This window comes from Pseudacidovorax sp. NFM-22, from assembly GCF_021401245.1.
Taxonomy (GTDB): domain Bacteria; phylum Pseudomonadota; class Gammaproteobacteria; order Burkholderiales; family Burkholderiaceae_C; genus Xenophilus.
This window is the reverse complement of sequence record NZ_JACBFY010000008.1, coordinates 192,423-208,018: the sequence shown is the minus strand read 5'-3', so window position 1 is coordinate 208,018 and position 15,596 is coordinate 192,423. Positions and strand designations below refer to the sequence as shown.

The 15,596-nt window shown below is 67.0% G+C and carries 16 protein-coding genes; all 16 read right to left on the bottom strand.

All coding sequences use genetic code 11. The features are described 5' to 3' along the window. Positions 1-23: 23 nt before the first annotated feature. Positions 24-503 carry a hypothetical protein gene (locus L0984_RS25480; protein WP_234197132.1) on the bottom strand — a complete coding sequence of 160 codons (480 nt, stop codon included), beginning with the start codon at positions 501-503 and terminating at the stop codon, positions 24-26. Beyond that, positions 503-832, bottom strand: a complete 330-nt coding sequence (locus L0984_RS25475; RefSeq protein WP_234197131.1) for a hypothetical protein — start codon at positions 830-832, stop codon at positions 503-505. Before L0984_RS25475 ends, L0984_RS25480 begins: the two co-directional genes overlap by 1 nt. Beyond that, the gene (locus L0984_RS25470) at positions 829-1,077 is read right to left on the bottom strand and encodes a hypothetical protein (RefSeq protein WP_234197130.1); all 249 of its coding nucleotides are present in this window, start codon (positions 1,075-1,077) and stop codon (positions 829-831) included. The genes L0984_RS25475 and L0984_RS25470 overlap by 4 nt, the downstream gene beginning before the upstream one ends. A gap of 2 nt (positions 1,078-1,079) precedes the next feature. Further along, positions 1,080-2,090: a major capsid protein gene (locus L0984_RS25465; RefSeq protein WP_234197128.1), complete on the bottom strand. Its 1,011-nt coding sequence runs from the start codon at positions 2,088-2,090 to the stop codon at positions 1,080-1,082. A 2-nt stretch (positions 2,091-2,092) separates the two neighbouring features. After that, on the bottom strand, positions 2,093-2,485 hold the full coding sequence (locus tag L0984_RS25460) for a head decoration protein (RefSeq protein ID WP_234197127.1): 393 nt from the start codon (positions 2,483-2,485) through the stop codon (positions 2,093-2,095). A 5-nt stretch (positions 2,486-2,490) separates the two neighbouring features. After that, complete coding sequence (locus L0984_RS25455) at positions 2,491-3,828, bottom strand: S49 family peptidase (RefSeq protein WP_234197126.1); 1,338 nt, start codon at positions 3,826-3,828, stop codon at positions 2,491-2,493. Then, entirely contained in the window at positions 3,825-5,426 is a 1,602-nt protein-coding gene (locus tag L0984_RS25450; RefSeq protein ID WP_234197125.1) for a phage portal protein, read from the bottom strand. The genes L0984_RS25455 and L0984_RS25450 overlap by 4 nt, the downstream gene beginning before the upstream one ends. Beyond that, entirely contained in the window at positions 5,426-5,653 is a 228-nt protein-coding gene (locus L0984_RS25445; protein ID WP_234197124.1) for a DUF6148 family protein, read from the bottom strand. The genes L0984_RS25450 and L0984_RS25445 overlap by 1 nt, the downstream gene beginning before the upstream one ends. Beyond that, positions 5,650-6,351, bottom strand: a complete 702-nt coding sequence (locus L0984_RS25440; RefSeq protein ID WP_234197123.1) for a hypothetical protein — start codon at positions 6,349-6,351, stop codon at positions 5,650-5,652. Before L0984_RS25440 ends, L0984_RS25445 begins: the two co-directional genes overlap by 4 nt. Before the next feature lie 204 nt (positions 6,352-6,555). Next, the gene (locus L0984_RS25435; protein WP_234197122.1) at positions 6,556-6,999 is read right to left on the bottom strand and encodes a hypothetical protein; all 444 of its coding nucleotides are present in this window, start codon (positions 6,997-6,999) and stop codon (positions 6,556-6,558) included. Continuing rightward, positions 6,996-9,164 carry a phage terminase large subunit family protein gene (locus tag L0984_RS25430; protein ID WP_234197121.1) on the bottom strand — a complete coding sequence of 723 codons (2,169 nt, stop codon included), beginning with the start codon at positions 9,162-9,164 and terminating at the stop codon, positions 6,996-6,998. The genes L0984_RS25435 and L0984_RS25430 overlap by 4 nt, the downstream gene beginning before the upstream one ends. Continuing rightward, the gene (locus L0984_RS25425; protein WP_234197120.1) at positions 9,161-10,270 is read right to left on the bottom strand and encodes a phosphoadenosine phosphosulfate reductase domain-containing protein; all 1,110 of its coding nucleotides are present in this window, start codon (positions 10,268-10,270) and stop codon (positions 9,161-9,163) included. The genes L0984_RS25430 and L0984_RS25425 overlap by 4 nt, the downstream gene beginning before the upstream one ends. Continuing rightward, entirely contained in the window at positions 10,267-12,792 is a 2,526-nt protein-coding gene (locus L0984_RS25420) for a DNA methyltransferase (RefSeq protein ID WP_234197119.1), read from the bottom strand. Before L0984_RS25420 ends, L0984_RS25425 begins: the two co-directional genes overlap by 4 nt. A 2-nt stretch (positions 12,793-12,794) precedes the next feature. Then, on the bottom strand, positions 12,795-13,376 hold the full coding sequence (locus tag L0984_RS25415; RefSeq protein ID WP_234197117.1) for a hypothetical protein: 582 nt from the start codon (positions 13,374-13,376) through the stop codon (positions 12,795-12,797). Positions 13,377-13,381: 5 nt separating this feature from the next. Next, positions 13,382-13,699 carry a hypothetical protein gene (locus tag L0984_RS25410; RefSeq protein WP_234197116.1) on the bottom strand — a complete coding sequence of 106 codons (318 nt, stop codon included), beginning with the start codon at positions 13,697-13,699 and terminating at the stop codon, positions 13,382-13,384. A 259-nt stretch (positions 13,700-13,958) separates the two neighbouring features. Further along, on the bottom strand, positions 13,959-15,593 hold the full coding sequence (locus L0984_RS25405; RefSeq protein WP_234197115.1) for a primase-helicase family protein: 1,635 nt from the start codon (positions 15,591-15,593) through the stop codon (positions 13,959-13,961). Between the last annotated feature and the right edge of the window lie 3 nt (positions 15,594-15,596).

The following is a 15,596-nucleotide window of genomic DNA, read 5'->3' as shown; positions in this document are numbered from 1 at the left end:
GGTGTGCTCCTGAGAGAGGGTGCCTACGGGGTAGGCGATTGGGTGAAGCGCTCCGACGCAGGGGTCGGATCGCGGTAATCGACGCTGAAGGTGCCCAGCACAAGCGAGCCCCCGACGTCGATGTTTTCGAGGCGGTAGGTCACGGCGCCCTCCCGCAGCACGCTGCTGATCGGCACCTTGGGCAGACTGCTCAGCGCGGCCCGGACTGCACGCTTCGCCGCGCGGTAGTCGGCATGGGAGCCTCTCCGCGCTTGCTCGCTGCGGTTGATCGCGCAGACGTTGAAGCTGTAGGTCCGGTTTCCGTCCTTGTCGCCGCCCCGCGGTTGATCGCCGACGTCCTCGAAGAAGACGATGCGCTCACCCTCCTGGATGTCGGCGCGCCGAACGGGGTTGTCGAGGACCCGCGCATCCTGAAGGGCCGGCGCGGTTCTCAGCGCGGCGTAGATGGCGTCGCCCATTGCGTAGGGCAGACCGAGCGGGAAGGGATCGATGCCGGTCGCCATCACGCCCCGCTGCCGAGCAGCGCCTCCATTTCCATGCCGTCGTTGACCCGCTCCGGCGCCTCCAGCACGCGCAGCGCGGCGCCCTGTGCGAGTTGAAGTGGGACCTCCTGCTGTGCGACCAGAAGGTCGCCCGCGCGCACGTCCTGGCCGGCCACGAAGCGCCCTAGGCGATGCGTGGCAATGACGCGGTCCTCCAGTGCGGAACGGTCATCCGCGCCCAGGATCAGCATCACGGTCACATCGGCGAAGCCCGGCCGCTTCCGAGTGAACGGATAGGCAGAGTCGGGCCCGTAGAAGACCTCGGCCAGGTCGGCGGCGTGGTCGATCACAGCAGCTTGGGCCCTGCGTTGAGGTCGCCCTTGGCGTCGGCGTCCGCCTTGGCCTTGGCATCGGCGTCTGCCTTGGCCTTGGCCTCCACGTCGATGCCGATGGCACCGAGGCGGTGCAGGCGCTCCAGCTCAGCGGCGCCCAGGTCGGGCACAGGCTCGCCCGGGGCGATGGTGCGCGTCTCCGGTCGCGCGCCCTTGCGGGCGGGCACGGCGACGACGAGGGCTTCGACGGCGACGTAGTCCATCGTCACTTCACCGTCGCACGCAGCGTGCAGTTGGGCCGGTAGGGGACCATGAGGGGGGCCGACTGCAGCATCATGTAGCGCACGCTGGGGTCCGGATCCACCCACGACTTGACGAAGTAGGCGCCGGGCTCGAAATGGTCGACGTCCTGGATCGCCCCGTAGTGGCGCACGCCCTCGAAGTAGAGGTCGGCAACGCCCAGCACGGTGCCGTCGGGCACCATGCGCACCTTCTGGCCAGCCTCGTTCTTGATCTCCAGCTTGGGAATCACCCAGATACGGAAGCTGTCCAGGGTGCCCATCAGCGTCAGGTCGCGGCTGAGCACGGCGGCAGTGGTGATGGTGTCGCTGCCGCGCACCCACAGCATGCGCTCCTTGACGTCGGCGGAGGCGCGGAAGACGGCGTAGACGTCCTGCGTCATGAAGTAGTCGGTGATCGGCGCTTCGCCCAGCGCAGACCAGAGATGCAGGTCGTCCATCGGCGACACGCCGGCGTCGGTCCACTTGGTGCCGGCCGCCTTGGTGATGCTCAGCGAAGCGTCCCGGCCGAAGTTGACGATGCGCGCGGGGTAGTTGTCGCCCTTGATCTCGACGCTGCCATACATCAGCGCCTGCACGGCCATCCATTCCAGACGGCGCTCCAGGCGATTGAGCTTCTTGGACAGTTCCATCGCAATGGCCAGTTGCAAACGCTCGGCCGGGGAGAACTCCCCGCCGATCTTCTCGCCCAGCATCCGCGTGGTGGCCCGCTGCGGCGTGAACGGCGTCTTGTCCTTGACGTAGGCCGGCCGGAAGGTCTTGGTGTTGTAGCCTTCTTCCACCACGATCTTGCCCGGCACCAGGGGCGAGACGAAGGGCGACATGGTCAGGTCGGTGCCCTCGACATCGAAGTTGATCTCGGGGGCATCCGACTCCACGACGCGCTGGAAGTACTTCGCCGCAAAGCCGAGTTTCGGCAGCGGCAGGGCACGCACCACGCCCTGCAGCGTCGCGGTGTCGAAAAGGATGTCGCTCATGGTCAGGCCACTCCGTAGGTCTTGTTGATGAAGATGCCGAGGTCGGCCAAGCCGCCGGCGATGCTGTCGAGGGTGTGGCCCGCGCCGATGGTCATGCCGGCGCTGTTGAAGTCACCACGCACGTAGTGCAGCGTCTCGACGTCGGCCGCCGTGGCATCGGTGTCGTGCACCAGCACGCCCACCGGCGTCTGGGAGCCGTCACTGGCCGCGGCCAGCGACAGCACCAGCTTGCCGCTGGCGGTGATTCGGCCGAGCAGCGCGCCGCGCTTGAGGTTCTGACCCGCGGCCAGGGTGGCCTTGCGTGCGAAAAGCAGGCTGGAGTTGTTGGCGATCAGCTCCTGGTAGACAGGACTGTCGGCCGAGCTGACGCCTGCGGCGAGGGTGGTGTCGGTCATGGTGATCAGCCTCCGTTGGCGCGCTTGAAGATGTCGACGATGCCGGCGGCCGCGGCCTTCGCGTCCGCCTTGGCGGCGCCTGCCGTGCCGTCGCCTTTGGGATCGGCGCCGGGGGGCGTCATGGACGGCTTGGCCGCGGGCGGCGCGTCCTTGGCGTGTGCGGCCGCGGCGGCGGCCAGCGCCGTGCGATGCGCGGCGTTGACCGCCATGGCGGCTTCAGCCGGGGTGGTCTTGCCGTCGGCAGCCAGCTGCTCGATTAGGGCCTCGTGGCCCGGGATCACCTGGGCGCGCACGCCGGCCATGCGCTCGCGCTCGGCCTGGGCGCCCAGGGCCATGAACTCGCCCTTGAGGGCGGCGAAGAGAGGCGCGTGGTCTTGCTCCAAAGACGCACGCGTGATGGGGTCGGACATCGACTTTCCTTTCACGGGTTGGGTGTCTTTGGGCGCAGCACCGGCGCCCTTCGACGGGGGGTTGGCCACGACGATCTGCGCCTTGCGGCGCTTCACGAAGCGGTCGGGGGACTTGGCCATCTCGGCGGCGAGCTGGTCGAGGGTGGCAACACCGTCCACCAGACCAGCCTGCACTGCCTGATTGCCTGTGAAGACACGGCCGTCGGCCATGTGCTCCAGCACCTGCTCCGCCGACACGCCGCGGTTTTCCGCGACGGCATCGACGAAGACTTGATAGAGGTGGTCGACCTGCGCCTGGATGTAGGCCTGGCCTTCCGCCGTGAGGGGTGCGTCGCTCGATGCGATGCGCTTGTATTTGCCGGCGGTGATCTCGGTGCGCTGGCCGCCGGTGGCATTCGGGGTGTAGTCGTGACGGGCCACGATGCCGATGGAGCCGACGGTGACGGTGGGCCCGGTGATGTAGACCGCATTGGCGGCACTGCCGACCCAGTACGCGGCGCTTGCCATCACGGCGGTACCGACGGACGCCAGCGGCTTGCGTTCTCCGAAGCGGCGCATGGCGGCGGCCAGCTCGGGCGTGCCGTGGACGGCCCCGCCAGGGGAATCGATGGCGGTCAACATGCCGCGAACAGCCGGATCCTCCATGGCGGTCAAGACGGCCTGTTCGGCCTGCTGCGCCGAGACACCGCCGCTGATGCGCATGAACAGGTTGGCCTTGGGCGCGATCACGCCGTCGAGCGTGAGCACGGCCACGCCGCTGTCGAGTACTTCGTAGCCCGCCTCCTGATTGGCGAGGGGCCGACCGAGGCGGGCCTCCACGGCTTCGATGTCGATCTTCTCGCCGCGCAGGTGCGTGGCATAGATCGCCTGCAGCTCGTCGAGCTTCTCGGGATGCAGCGCCCAGGGGGCGCGCAGGATGTCGAGCAGGCTCATGCGGGGCTTCCTTCCTTGGTGGAGTCACGGGTGGATGCGCTGTTGGAGCCCGGCGCCGAGATGGGCAGCAGGTCGGCACCGACCAGGCGCTTCTGCTCCGCCGCCTTCAGGGGGAAGGTCTGGTTCCAGTCGGTGCCCCAGAGCAACCATTCCGCCTGCTCGCGCGTCATCAGGCGGTTGTCGATGGCCCGCACATAGGCCTCTATCTCGTCCTTCGGGTTGATCGAACCCATGGAATCGCCAGGCCAGGCAGCGCGTGTGTATGCCCAGCGCATCAGCGGATCGGTGAAGAAGCCCGGGGCGGCAATGCGACGCTGCGCCACGGCTTCGGCCATCCAGGTCTCGTACACGGGCTGGCAGTGACTGGCGGCCAGCCAGAAGCGCATGGTGCGCACATACACCCAGAAGTCGAGCAGCGCCGCCTTGCTGGCCGAGTAGCTCGACTGGAACTGCTTGACCAGGATCTCGTAGGGGATGCTCAGCGCGATCCCGATCTGCTTGATGATGGCTTGGACGAACGGGTCGAAGTTGGGGTTGGGTCGCGACGGCTGGGCTGCGTTGATCTTCTCCCCGGGCGCCAGACCAATCACGGCCCCCGGGCTGAGCCCGATGGGCGCCTCAGGCGAGCCATCGGCCTCACCAGGGGCGCCGCCGTCGAACACCGGAGCGGCGCTACCACCGGGGGTCTCGATGAACACCGTGAAATAGGCGCTGATGACCGCGGCCATGATCTCGGCCTCGGTGAATCGCGCGAGCTGCTTGATGCAGTCAACGATGGGCGCCAGGTACGGCACGCCCCGCGGCATCTCCGGGCGCAGCTTGCGGTAGTGGTGCAGGATCTTCCGGCGGCCGGACGGGCCCACGCGCTCGATCCAGTTGCCCGCCATCGGGTTGCCTCGCAACAGGCCGAGGCCGCTACCCGGGTGCTGGTCGTAGATGAAGTAGGCCTGCGGCGCACCGTTGGCCGCCATCCGCACCCCGGCGCACATCTCGGGGGTGTCCATCCCCCCGTCCGGGTTTCCGCAACGGTCTGCCTCCAGCAGCTGCAGGCGCAACGCGTAAGGCATGGACGCGCTTCGCTCCCCGTCCGGCATCAGCGTGAAAGAGTCGCCAGACTCCAGGGTCGAGCGCAGCACGAGTGCCTGCTGCTGGTAGAAGTTCAGCTCCTGGCCATAGTCGCAGAGGTTGCTGTCGGCCCACATCGAGAACTCGTTCTGCACGCTCTCGCGCCAGGCCTCGGCCTGGTCATCGCTCCAGCCCAGTACCTTGCGATTGGGCTGCGCGCTGAGGGCGAGGCCCGTCCCCACGATTCGGTCGACGTTCGTGTTGATCGCGCCCACCGCCAGAGGCGTGGTGCGCGCGAGATCGCGCGACTTGGCACGCTGGTCGCGCAACTCCCGGACCGTGTCCGTGCGGGCATCGCGTGCCAGAGGCTTCCACCAACGCCGGGCGATGGGCGCCGCGCCGGCTTGGGTGCCGAACGGCCCGGGATCGCCGGGCCCGTCCATGGCGCGCATCGCGCCGAGGGCCGCCGCGCGGCGCATGGCAAGGCCCGGTGCCACAGTGGCCAATGCTCGGTCGAAGAGGGAGACGCTCATCAGAACGGCCTCAGGTAGGTGACGCGGCGGCCGCCGGCCTGACTCCGCTCGGCCTGTGCGATCTCGCCCTGAAGGCGCCGGATCTCATCGCGCACCTCGGACAGGTCGGCGCGCGTCAGGCGGCGGGCGGTCGAGCCCTGGCCCACCTGGTACTCCTGGGCCTTGAGGATCGAGGTCTCTGCGGCCAGGTAGGCAGAGAGGCGGTCGCGCAGTTGCTGCAGCGTCATCGGCCGTACCTCTGCATCAGAGACAGCGCCGCCGCGCTGAAGTCCGTGGCGAAGTGCGCATCCACCGCCTGCCGAGCAGCGCCCTCGAAGTCGAGGCGCGGCGTGTAGCTGGGAACGGAGGTGGTGAAGATGAAGAGCGCCTTGAGCCGCCGGTCATCGCGCTGCCAAATGCCGCGCGTTTGCCGGCGCCCCACCTCGCCGGCGAAGACCTTCCCGCTTCGGCGCTGGGCTGCGCCGGGTCGGGCCACCTGCTTGAGGATGCTGCGCACCGTCGCGCCGCTGACGTTGCCGAACGCGTCGCGTTGAACACCCTTGCCGGGGAGCGCGAACTCGTTGCTGCGCAAGATCCCCGCAGCGCGCAGGCCGACTTCGAGGCCCTTGGCCTGCCGGTCTCCGCCCTCCACTTCGGGAAGCAGATAGCTCTCGGGGCGGACGCCGCGGCCCGGCTTCTGGTTCTTCACCGCGATGCGCGCCCACAGCCGGTCCTTGAAAGCAGGCTCGATCCGCGTGGCGTTCAGCGTGTAGGCGACCGGGTTGTTGAAGTCGACACGCATGGCGTCGATCACGGCTTGTTGACCCCGCTTCGCCGCCTTGGTCAGCGCGGTGGCCGCGGCGTAAGGAATCACGCGCGTGGGAAGCCCCTGGATCTCGGCGGCAATCTGTTCCAGGCTGGCCCCGGAGCGGCGGACATCGAGCATTGAGCGACCCAAAGAAAAAGGCCCCGGAACCTTGCGGTGCCGGGGCCTAACCCACGATGAAACTTGATCAGGAATCTTCAGACGGACTTTTCAGAACTGCCTGAATTGGGTCGAATTTTGGGCCGATTTGTCACATGAGCGTGAGCCCTTTTTTGTCACCTGTTTAGGTGACAAAAAAGCGGTTGCGCTTTCGATGCGCGCATGTCATGGCGTCGATTCTCCGGACACGTCGATCACAACAGCCCGCGTCCGCTCCACGTCGTGCTCAATCGCCGCGGCGCGCTCGGACAGCGACTGCCTCGCCTCCGCAAGCAGACGGTAGAAGTGCACCCGAGAGATACCCAGGGCGTCCGCGGCCGCCTTGACCGGGCGCACGTGGTGCACGTAGTACAGGTCGAAGACGCGCCGCTGCTGGCCATCGCCGAGGCTGAGATAGGCCATGTGGAATGCCGCCATCCGCGGGCTGCACCCCGGATCGAACTCGCGCTTCGGCTTCGGCGGCGCCTTCTGCAGCCGTGCCAACACGTTCTCCTTGACTGGCGGCGGCCCGAACATGCGACGACTGCGGCACCACGCCAGCCAGCGCTCGCACAGTTCCTCGGTGGTCTCGGGCTTATTGGTGCCCACGGTGGATGGGTCTGCGGTCATTGGATTCCTCGGGAGCGATAGCGGCGTCCACCGTACGCCGGGCCGGCCAGTGCCGGCGGTGGCAATGGTGCCGCCTGGACAGGCGGCGGGGGGGATGCATGCGCGGGCGGCGGAGCCACCGGCGGCAAGGGCACAGGCTCTGCCGCAGCTTGTCCAGACGTGTGGACTGGCGGCGAACCCGCTGCGGTTTCGCGTGGAACATCGAGCAGATCGACGGCCTGCGCGGCGTCCACCGGGGGCGCCGGCAGTGGGGTTACGGGGGGCGGCTGCGCGACGAACAGGTCGGGGGTCGCACCGGGCGGCACCAGCTTCCGGCGCAGCCGGCTCCAGTCCAGATCTGACCAACGGTGCAGGCCCAGCTTGTAGGCAACGGCCAAGTTGTAGACGGACAGATCCAGCGGTTCATTACGCCCGCCGGGCGGGTTGATCCATTCCCGGATGGTGCGGCCGCGTGCATACCGCGTGCGCGGCTGTTCAATCACGAGGCCTTCGAACCAAGCTGGCGGCAGATCCTTGTGGAAGTGCATCGCGCCAGGGCCGCCCTGCAGCTGCATGCGGTTGTGCAGGTAGTCCTTCGCCACGTCGGTACCGACCTGCCACAACTCCACGCCGCCCGGGGTCTTCTTCCCGTTCCAGTCGATGTCCACGCGGCTCGGCGCGCTGCTGATCACCGGGCGATTAGGACGGGTCGCGCCGTGGAGCACGGTACAGCCCATGGCCTGCCGGCCGGATCCGTAGTTGTAGACGTCCTGGGTGTTGTGACCTGCCGAGTCGATGCCATAGGCGCTGATGTAGATCGGCTTGCCGCCGCCGGCGTGCATGAGCGGCGTGCGCCGCAGCTCATCGAGCCGCTGCCAGACGCTTCCCTCTGTCGTCGGCGGCACCGAGGGAGAGCCTGACAGCACGACATAGTCGAGCACCCAATGTTCCATGCCGGGGCCCCATGCCTCGATCTGGACTTCCAGCCGGTTGGCCTGCGTGTCGACGGCCATGGTCGCGACCAGCGCCTGATCGGGAAGCACGCGCGAGGCATAGCCCTCGGCGCGGTCCATCAGGTCCTTGGCAGTGCTGACGCGCTCGGTGTTCTGGTAGCTGAGGCCCAGGCGGGTGTTGTAGAACACCTGCATCGCCTCGTGGTCGCCACGCGCAAGGCGCTCTTTGGCACGCGCATACTGGCGCGCCAGAGACAGCCAGGTGATCGCGCCGACCGGCATGTAGAACGCCGACATCGTGAAGCTGATCGTCTCGCCGTCCCCTCGGCTGGTCGCGACCCAGCGGGCGGTACCGCCAGCCGCTTCGTCCGGCAGAAGGGTCGCCTTGTGGTGCTCCTCGATGTCCGCGCCACAGGCCGGGCAGACGAACCAGGCGCGGTCCATGTAGCCGGTGTCGGGGTCGCGGCGGTACCGGAAGCGTTCGAGCAGCAGCGGGTGCAGTTCGCCGCAGTGTGGACAGGGGACGTGGTACTCCTCCTGGGTGCCGAGCGCGTGCAGTTCGTCGATCTTGGAGAAGCCCACCACGGAAGGGCTGCTCGTGTAGAAGAACTTGCAGTCGTTGCCAAACTGGGTGGCGCGCGCCTCGGCCAGTTCAACTGGATCGCCTTCGTCATCAACGTTCCGCTCCAGGCGGTCGATCTCGTCGACGTAGATGTACGGCGCCGATACCTCCGCGAGGTTCGCTGCGGAGCCTGCCGTGTTCATGTAAAGCGTGGCGTCGCCCAGGAAGTCTTTGGCCTGAACCGTGTTGCGCGAATCGCGGCTCTTTGCGGCGGCCACTCGCGATGTCAGAACGCCATCCTTGGCGAGCCGAATCATGATCGACACGCGTGCCGAGAAGCGCTTGACCAGCGTGTCTGTGGGTTCCAGTGCAAGGATGTTCCGCGGCCGGCGATGCATGATCGACCCGATCCAGTTCAACGCCGTCTGCGTCTTGAACATCTGGGAAGCAACACGGGCCACCACGCGCTTCGATGGATGCGATGGGGACAGCACCTGATGCACGCGGCGCGCGTAGGGCGTGCGCGTGAAGCGGAACTCGCCCGGCTGGGCCCCGCTCTTGGGCAGGATGATGTGTTCCTCTGCCCAGTCATCTACGCGCAACTCCGGATCCGGGCGCGCGCCCTCGATAGCCTTACGGACGATCAACTCGTGGCCGTCAGCGAGGCTCATGTGACCTCCGCCTCGACCGTGGCTTCCAGCTGTTCGCAGAGGCCATAGGACGAGCTGCAGCCGCCGCCCTCGTTTTCCTCCTCGTCGAGGAGGTTGAACTGGCGGCCGCCGCGGCTGGTCTTGGACCATTCAACGCGAGCCTGGATGTTCAGGTCTGCAAACACCACGCGCCGGTCCTTGGCAGGGTGCGCATCGGCCATGAAGGTGCTGTAGCCCAGCTTGCTGCACTGGCCGACGATCCGCTCCCATTCAGCAATACGGACAGGGTGCTCGGGGAAGCGTGCGGCAATGGCTCGCAGCTCAGCCTTGCTGCAGTTGATGCACGGCATGCAGCCGACGCGCCCCATGTCCTGCAGATAGAGGGGGTTCGGGCGGATGCCGTGGGATTGGGCGAGCGCAAAGACATCCGCTGCGGTCGCTTCCACAAGGGGCCTGGCAATCCACAGGCCCCGGCCGACGCGCTCCCACTTCTTGGCGTTGGCACGGTTCGGCGACTCGTCGCGGCGGACACCCTGCCAGGAAATCACTCGGTGGCCGGCCTCCAGGAGCTGCAGCTGGTAGCTGACGGCCATGTTGCGCTTCAGCTCTTCCGTGCAGAACTGGGCCTTTCGACTGGGGAACCGCCCTTTCCACATGCACAGGTCTAAGAACGGATTTCCGGTGGGGAGCATCACGGCCAACGCGCGACGCTTCGCCTTGTTGGTCCAGCGAATCCGCCGCCCGCCACCCACCTTCACCGTCTTCTGCAAGGGCTTGCCCTTCTTGTTGAGCACGATGTTGCCGCGGCCGTCACGCTTGAGCACTGGCGTCTTGCCATCTGCCTCGAACACTGGCCGGGTGGCGTAAACGCGCGCGTTGCGCACATCGGCCGCGATGAACGCTCGCTTCGCCAACACCTCTTCGCGGAAGTCGGCTTTCAGGCGCACGATCTTGAGGCCCAGCGCAAGCTCAAGATAGTCAAGGTAAGAGTACGTCTCCTGGTGCTCATTCCCGGTATCGCAGAAGATGGCAATCACGTTGGCCAGCCCGCAGCGAGCGATGGCGATCAGCAGCGTGGCAAGGCTGTCCTTCCCGCCTGAGACGCTGACCACATGCACGACGCTCATGCTGCAGTCCGCTCCTCTTGCTCGGCCTCGAAGTCGAAGAGCGACGGGGTCTGCGCCTCGCGCTCGGCCGCGCGCAGGTAGTGCACCTGGTCCATGAAGTAGCCGGCGTTGAGTTCGGAGCCTCGCGCCTTGCGGCCGGCACGGATCGCACGCACGCCCACGGTGCCCAGGCCATGGAACGGGTCGTAGACCGTTTCACCCCGCATGCTGTAGCGCTCGATCAGCCTGTCGACGATGTCGAACTGCAGGGGGCACACGTGCTGCTCGACAGCGCGCTTCGCCTGGTCGTTGTTCAGCGTCTGCATGCGCACCACGTCGTGCCAGACCTCGGGGTGATGGCTCCCCGGTGCGAGGCTCATGAACTCGGTCGGCAGCGCGCCGCGCGCCTGCAGCTCCTCGCCGATGCGGATGTGGAACTCGTAGTCGTAGACCTGGGACAGCGAGAAGGTGGTGAAGAGCTTTGCGAGCTTCTCGGGGCCGTAGCCGGCCATCTCCGCCGCTGTGAGCTGCCGATTGCCGCTGCTGCGCCAGAAGGCGTGGGCATCGACCTGCCAGCGTGCCAGGCTGTAGTCGTTCTTCTGCTTCGCGATCCGGGTGTCGGCATAGCCCTTGGCCCGATCCGTCTGCGGCTTGTGGAAGAGCAGGACGTACTCCGGCGACCCCACCCCCATCTTGCTGCCGTCCTTGCACATCTCGCTGTAGCTCAGGCGATAGGTCTGGTTGTTCTCCCGGACCACGTCGGTGACCACGGTGATCATGCCCAGGTAGTCGAAGCCGTGCTTCAGGCCATGGAACAGGGCTTCCGCGTGGAATGGGCTGACGGTGGGAATGCCGGCGCCCGTGACGTTGCCGAAGTTGATGCGGTCCTTGACGTGGCAGGCGTAGACGCGGCCGGGCTTGAGGATGCGAAGCAGCTGGGGCGTCAGGAAGTCCATCTGCGCCCAGAAGTGGCCGTTGTCTTCGGTGTGGCCGAAGTCGTTGTAGCTGGGGCTGTACTCGTAGTGGTTGGCGAAAGGGATGCTGGTGACGATCAGGTCGACGCTGTTCTCCGGCTGCAGCTTCGCCTCCTCCACGCAGTCGTTGTTGGCGACGGTGAAGAGGTCGCTCGCCACCTCGATCCGCTTCACGCCGATGGAGCGCGCGAGCACGTCCTGCATCGCCAGCCGGTTCAGGCCGAACTCTCGAATGATGGTTGTCATGGTCCTTTGCATTTCCTCGTGCTGGGCCCACTTCTGCTGCAGCGTGCGCAGCACGTCGCGCTCCGCTTCCGTGTGGACGATGTCGATGCGCACGCGCCTGCTCTGGCCGAAGCGGTGCACGCGGTGGATGGCCTGAATGAAGTCGTTGAACTTGAAGCCCACGCCGGCGAACACCTCGCGGTGGCAGTGCCGCTGGAAGTTGCAGCCGCTGCCCGCGATCACAGGCTTGGTGGACAGGATCCGGTGCGCGCCGTTGCCGAAGTCGACGATGCGCTGCTCGCGCTCCTCCAGGTCCTGCGTGCCCCACACGCTGACAGCCTCGGGGATCGCCTGCTGGATGGCGTGGCGCTCGTCCTCCAGGTCGTGCCAGACCACGAAGTGGTCGGCGGGGTCAGCCTTCACCAGCTCGCGGACCTTGGCGACTCGCGCGGGCAGGCTCTGCCGCTTCTCGGCTGCCGCCGCGGAGAGGCCCATGGCCAGGTCGGGGATGAGCAGGCCTTGGCCGTTCTTCTCAGTGCCAGCCGCGCTGTAGTCGCTCGGCACCTCGTGGTACCGCACATCCAGCTCGGGCAGCACGTAGCCGTCGTCCGAATGGCCCAAGTCGCTCGGGCGCTGGATGAAGACCGCCCAGCTGGCGACCCACATCCAGAACTCCCGTTCCTTGTGCGGGTAGAGCGTGAGGTTGCCGGCCTTCTGGGTGTCGCGCTGGAAGAAGCGGGTCAGCGCCTGGCCGGTGTCCATCACACCCAGGTAGCCGGCATAGTGGATCAGCTCCTTGAAGCGGTTCGGGCTCGGCGTGGCGGTGGCCACGAACTTGAAGCGCACGGGCTCGAAGGCCGGCAGGAACTCCTGGTAGGTCTTGCTGCCGTAGCTGCGCAGCACGCTCGCCTCGTCGAGGCTCGTGGCTCCGAAGCGGCCGGGCGTCACCTTGCCATCACGCACGCTTTCGTAGTTCGTCATGTAGACGGGGCCGGGCCCGTCGACCTCGGCGTCGCTCCTGATGAAGCGGAGGTCGATGCCGAAGTCGCCGCGGAAGCGCGCCTCGATCTCTGCCTTGAACTCCTGGCGCACGCCGAGTGGTGCGACCTGCAGACGCAGCAGCTCGGGGAAGCACACGCCCAGCTGCCGCAGGATCTCCAGCTGCGTGGCCGTCTTGTGCAAGCCGAAGCTCGCGAAGATGGCGCGGCTGCCGCCGGCCAGCGCCCAGCGCACGATGTCGCGGGTGTGGGGCTTCAAGCTCGGGTTGATGTCCGCCAGCGGCACCTCGATGCCGGCGGTCGGCGCGAGCTTGATCTTGGCGCGAAGGAAGGATCCGTAGTCCATGGTCAGTCCTCTTTGGCCGGCAGCCTTGCCAGCATGTCGCTTTCCCAGGAAGAGAAGGCCAGTCGCAGCTCCTCGGCGATGACGGCATCGATGGCCCGCACGTCGGCCAGACCGACGATCCGGGACGCCGCGCGCAGTGGCACGTTGAAGGCCTTGTCGCGCAGCGCGCGGAAGCTCTCGAAGGCGGCCTGCTCGGCCACCTTGCGGTCCACCAGCAGCCGGCGCTCTTTCGCCAGAGCGATCTCGGCCATCTCGGCGTCGGCCGCCTCCCGCCGGGCCCGGAAGTCCGCATAGGCCGGCGCCTTGGCAGCAGCCTCGGCCACGGGGCCCTCAGGAGCGTTTTCAGGTGCAGGCACCCCTTGCCCTGCCTCGGCCTCGGAAAGCGGCGCCGTGCGGGCGCTGTCGGCCCGCGCGCGGGTGTTGCGCGCCCACTGGATGTCCGCGACCTCGGGGTCGATCAGTTCGCGGCCGTTCGGCTGCGGAATGGCCGAGATCCGGCCTTCCTTGATCGCCTTGCGGACGGCCTTCTCGTCGCAGCCGCGGTGGCGCGCGTACTCGGCCTTGGACATCAGGCGCATCGCCATCGGACCTAGACCCCTTGGACCGGACCGGATACCGGACTTTTGTCCGGGCCAGCGACTGGCGCGAGCGCGGGGGTCGAATTACCCCCGCGGACCTCGCGGCGGAAGGACCCACCCCGGGGGGGTGTGGCACCGCCTTGGTGCACCGAGGTCCGACCACGGCTGCCATCGGCCACCAGGTAGCGCGACGTCCATAGCACCTTGGCTTGGGCCAGCACCTCCTGCTCGCTCAGCCTTGGGCTTCGGCGGCGCACCTCGGCGATCACCTTCTCGATGCCCGGCCGCCGGTTCTGCCCGGCCGCCTCGTTCACCATCACCTTCATCATTTCCTTTTTCCTTTTCAAAGAGATTGAGTTACGTGGTTACGGGCGCGCGTAACAGGCACACCCGCACCACGCCTAGCGAGTTACGCGGTTACGCGGTTACGCACCCCTCGCACGTACACACCTGCGCGCCCACATGCACGCACCCACGCGCCTGCACACATGCACACGCAGGGGGCCGTAACCGCGTAACCGCGTAACTTCCCGCGCCAGTGCTGGGTTTGCGAGTTACGGGGCGCCGTAACCGCGTAACGGCGGCGGGTCATTCCGGCGCTCCTCTGCGACCAGAATCACCATCGCCGGGGGACGGGGGCATCCAGCCGCAATAGACCTTCAGGTGCTCCTGGAACTTCTCCACACACTCGGAGGCCCACTCACCCTGCGGCTGGTCGGCGGGCGGGTCGATCACCAGCAGCATTCGCTCGGCCTTCTTCGTACCCGCCCGCTCGACCTTCATCACCTTCTCGCGCGCGGGCTTGCCCATCGCCTCGCTGAAGCGCGTGACCATTCGCGTGAAGATGTGCCGCTGCATAGGGAAGCGGTCGCCGGTGCGTTGCGCGTACTTCAGGTACGCCTGGTATGCCTGCGACACCGCGCAGCTCCAGTACGGCAGTTCGAGCTGACCATCCGACCACTCCGACCAGAACCGTTCCGGCGACTTGCGGTTGATGTCGATCAGATCCAGCTTGGCCTGCGTGAGCGGCGCCGGCGCATAGGGGTCGAAGCCGTCGAGCGGATACGTCAGCAGGTAGTGATAGAAGGCCGCGATCCCGCCCTCGTCCCGCCATCGGCCCAACTGCCGGTAGTAGCTGACGTCCTTGGCGCGCGGGGTGTAGATGACCAGATAGCGCCGGTCTGAGTTGTCCAGGGCCAGCGGCTGCAACTCGTTCGAGAGGAACACGATGTTGATGTGGTTCTTCTCTTCGCGCCGGGCCAAGTTCTTCGGGTTGATCATCACCGTCGGGCTGGTGATCAGCGCCTTCAGCCGGTTCTTGTTGTGCACCAGCTCGGCCCGGCTCGACACCTCATCGCCCACGATGAACAGCTTGGCGCTGCGCCAGTCGTTGAACTTGTCCTCCAGCTCATCCTGGCCCACGAGCGCGCCGTACTTGCCGTAGATGGCCACTACCGTGTCGAAGAGGAAGTTCTTCCCCGCTCCCTCGTCGCCGTGCATGATCACGGCCGACCGGAGCTTGGCTCCCGGGTGCTGCATCGGGTAGGCCAGCCAGCACAGCAGCCAGTGCATGATCTGGTCGCAGTCGTCGTAGTTGTCGGACGCGCGGCTGGTCAGGAACCGGATCAGGTCAAGCATGGGCTGCACGTCGCCCTCGGCCGGCTCCAGCGCCATGCCGTCGTACAGGTTGACGCAGTGGTCGCCGCATTGCTCGGTGGGATCGAACACCACATCGGTCAGCAGCACCGTTCGGCGCCGCTCCGACGCCTTCCACATCTTCACCATGTCGCCGCTGTGCGCGTGCGCCATGGCGCTGATCTTCATGATCATCCGCGTCGAGCCGTCCCACACGGTGTCCGTGCCGTAGATCAGCGCGAAGTGCTCGGCCAGGAAGTTGAACTTCCCCCAGTCGATGACCCGCTCGCGCTTCTTCGGCCCGGCCTCGCCAGCGCCATCGGTGCCCTTGCTTCCCCCCGTCCCCGCGGTCGGCGCAGTCGCATTTCCCGGGGGTGGGGGGGCGACCGCAGACGATCTGGCCTCCTCAGCCGCGCCCACGCGTCTCTTCTTCGCGCGCTGCGCGATGCTCACGACCTTGTCATCGAGCGGCGCTTGCGCGCCGAGAGCTTCAGAAGGCTCCTGCGCCTCTGGCGCAGGAGCGGCCGCGTCCTCCGGCGCGTCCGGTGGCAGTGCCGGCGGCTGGGTCAATCCGTCGACTGGGTCCATGGG

What these genes read in the sequence shown, in the direction of transcription:
- L0984_RS25480 (WP_234197132.1), bottom strand. Translation starts at nt 503, where the DNA reads ATGGCGACCGGCATCGATCCCTTCCCGCTCGGTCTGCCCTACGCAATG.
- L0984_RS25470 (WP_234197130.1), bottom strand. Translation starts at nt 1,077, where the DNA reads ATGGACTACGTCGCCGTCGAAGCCCTCGTCGTCGCCGTGCCCGCCCGC.
- L0984_RS25465 (WP_234197128.1), bottom strand. Translation starts at nt 2,090, where the DNA reads ATGAGCGACATCCTTTTCGACACCGCGACGCTGCAGGGCGTGGTGCGT.
- L0984_RS25460 (WP_234197127.1), bottom strand. Translation starts at nt 2,485, where the DNA reads ATGACCGACACCACCCTCGCCGCAGGCGTCAGCTCGGCCGACAGTCCT.
- L0984_RS25455 (WP_234197126.1), bottom strand. Translation starts at nt 3,828, where the DNA reads ATGAGCCTGCTCGACATCCTGCGCGCCCCCTGGGCGCTGCATCCCGAG.
- L0984_RS25450 (WP_234197125.1), bottom strand. Translation starts at nt 5,426, where the DNA reads ATGAGCGTCTCCCTCTTCGACCGAGCATTGGCCACTGTGGCACCGGGC.
- L0984_RS25445 (WP_234197124.1), bottom strand. Translation starts at nt 5,653, where the DNA reads ATGACGCTGCAGCAACTGCGCGACCGCCTCTCTGCCTACCTGGCCGCA.
- L0984_RS25440 (WP_234197123.1), bottom strand. Translation starts at nt 6,351, where the DNA reads ATGCTCGATGTCCGCCGCTCCGGGGCCAGCCTGGAACAGATTGCCGCC.
- L0984_RS25435 (WP_234197122.1), bottom strand. Translation starts at nt 6,999, where the DNA reads ATGACCGCAGACCCATCCACCGTGGGCACCAATAAGCCCGAGACCACC.
- L0984_RS25430 (WP_234197121.1), bottom strand. Translation starts at nt 9,164, where the DNA reads ATGAGCCTCGCTGACGGCCACGAGTTGATCGTCCGTAAGGCTATCGAG.
- L0984_RS25425 (WP_234197120.1), bottom strand. Translation starts at nt 10,270, where the DNA reads ATGAGCGTCGTGCATGTGGTCAGCGTCTCAGGCGGGAAGGACAGCCTT.
- L0984_RS25420 (WP_234197119.1), bottom strand. Translation starts at nt 12,792, where the DNA reads ATGGACTACGGATCCTTCCTTCGCGCCAAGATCAAGCTCGCGCCGACC.
- L0984_RS25415 (WP_234197117.1), bottom strand. Translation starts at nt 13,376, where the DNA reads ATGGCGATGCGCCTGATGTCCAAGGCCGAGTACGCGCGCCACCGCGGC.
- L0984_RS25410 (WP_234197116.1), bottom strand. Translation starts at nt 13,699, where the DNA reads ATGATGAAGGTGATGGTGAACGAGGCGGCCGGGCAGAACCGGCGGCCG.
- L0984_RS25405 (WP_234197115.1), bottom strand. Translation starts at nt 15,593, where the DNA reads ATGGACCCAGTCGACGGATTGACCCAGCCGCCGGCACTGCCACCGGAC.